Origin of the sequence: Mesobacillus sp. (genome assembly GCF_049588175.1) — a bacterium.
Lineage (GTDB): Bacteria > Bacillota > Bacilli > Bacillales > Cytobacillaceae > Mesobacillus.
In genome coordinates this window covers 1-1,912 of the sequence record NZ_JBAVFI010000412.1, presented here as the reverse complement: position 1 = coordinate 1,912, position 1,912 = coordinate 1, and the positions used below count along the sequence as shown (strand labels likewise).

At 41.2% G+C, this 1,912-nt stretch carries 3 protein-coding genes; all 3 read right to left on the bottom strand.

The annotated features are described in order from the left end of the window. Positions 1–133: 133 nt before the first annotated feature. Positions 134–625: an N-acetyltransferase family protein gene (locus WB217_RS10315; RefSeq protein ID WP_423993131.1), complete on the bottom strand. Its 492-nt coding sequence runs from the start codon at positions 623–625 to the stop codon at positions 134–136. A gap of 210 nt (positions 626–835) precedes the next feature. Continuing rightward, positions 836–958, bottom strand: a complete 123-nt coding sequence (locus WB217_RS10310) for a hypothetical protein (RefSeq protein ID WP_423993129.1) — start codon at positions 956–958, stop codon at positions 836–838. Between the two features lie 142 nt (positions 959–1,100). Then, the coding region (locus WB217_RS10305) for a glutamate--tRNA ligase family protein (RefSeq protein ID WP_423993127.1) at positions 1,101–1,912 on the bottom strand (812 nt) is incomplete at its 5' end.

Here is a 1,912-nt window from a genome sequence, read left to right as displayed (position 1 = left end):
AGCTTAACCTGGACCTTCTGATTTGCATATGCATCTAAAAACATAGAAATTCTCCTTTCACTTAAAACTCATCCTTTAACTACTTCCTTTCTGGACAGATTTTAAACATGAAAAAAAGGCCAATATTGGCCTTTTATAAAAATAATACTCTCAATTCCTCATCGTAATAGATATCCCAAATGCGCAGTGCTCTTTTTTCAAGACCGTACACTTCAAAACCAAGCGAAGAATAAAGCCTCTTAGCCGATTCGTTGCTAGTCACGACTTGCAAGTGGATTTGCTCAATCTTGCCCAGCTCTCGCGCCTGTGCAATCGCAGTTTCCACCAGCTTTTTCCCCACGCCTTTTCCTCGTACACTTTCCGCAACATACATCGCAAAAATGCTGGCGCGATGCTTCATTTTCCGCTTTCCCTCAGGGAAAAGCGTCACCACACCAACCAGTGAACCATTTTCGAATGCTCCAAACGTATACACCGATGGCAAACTTTCACGGTATTTTCCAACCGGTGCTTCCTTCTCCTCTTCGTAGCTAGAGCCAAACGCTTCCGGATGAAGCTTTAAACTCTCCAGCCGGATCGTCCGGTAAATCTCCGCATCCTCAGCTAACAAACGCTTGATTTCCATACCTTTCACCTCTAAAAAATGAACTGACTACATAAATTCAATTCATAGGGGCGGATTTCCTTTTTAGTTAGCTAATTTAGTTAATAATGGCCCAAAAATAAAAGCTTTTGAGCTGGTAAATGAATTCATAGAGAGAAAATAAGAACAAAGATAGAAGGGAAATTAGAAATGATAGATTACAGAAGCTATAAATATTGAAGGAATATAAGCCTAATTAATTATTTCACCAGTTGAAATCAATATTTCACCAGTTGGAGTCGTTTTTTCACCAGTTGGAATCAATATTTCACCAGTTGAAGTCATTTTTTCACCAGTTGGCCCAAACGCAGCCAATAAAGCAACATTTCTATCCTATCCAAGATTCATATACAGAAAAATCATCCACAGCATATCCCCAGAATAAAACAAATCCCCAATAAAAAATCCCCGGTACCAAGTCCGGGGATTCCAAGTTATCCAGCATTTATTCACATAATTAAAGCTTGAACGAGCTCTTCAGCGATACAATGCGGTTGAAAACTAATTTGTCTTCTGTAGTGTGCTTCGGATCGACATTGAAGTAGCCGTGGCGGAAGAACTGGAATTTGTCCTGTGCCTTGGCGTCTTTCATGTTTGGCTCGATGAAACCATTCAAAATTTCCAATGATTTTTCATTTACGAAATCAAGGAATGATTTGTTTTCTGCTTCGTCAGCAGCTTCTTCTTCACTGTCTAAAATTAACGGTTCATAAAGTCTGAACTCTGCTGGTACTGAATGCGTTGCATCAACCCAGTGAAGCGTTCCTTTTACCTTACGGCCTGTGAAGCCTGATCCGCTCTTCGTTTCCGGATCATAGGTGCAGCGAAGCTCAACAACCTCGCCATTTTCATCCTTAATTACTTCTTCACATTTGATAAAATAAGCATGCTTCAATCGGACTTCATTACCAGGAAAGAGGCGGAAGTATTTAGCTGGCGGATTTTCCATGAAATCGTCCTGCTCTACATAGATTTCACGTGAGAATGGAATTTTGCGCATGCCCATATCCGGGTTTTCAGGATTGATCTCTGCATCCAGCCACTCAACTTCTCCTTCTGGATAGTTCGTAATGACAACTTTCAAAGGTCGAAGAACGCCCATTGTACGAGGTGCCTTCAGCTTAAGGTCCTCACGCACAAAATGCTCAAGCATTTGCTCATCAACAGTTGAAAATCCTTTTGAGACACCAGCTGCTTTTACAAATTCCTGGATAGCTTCAGGTGTATAACCGCGTCTTCTTAACCCAGAAATAGTAGGCAGGCGAGGGT

Bases quoted from the DNA above. Each gene is read 5' to 3' on its own strand.
- WB217_RS10315 (WP_423993131.1), bottom strand. From the start codon at position 625: ATGGAAATCAAGCGTTTGTTAGCTGAGGATGCGGAGATTTACCGGACG.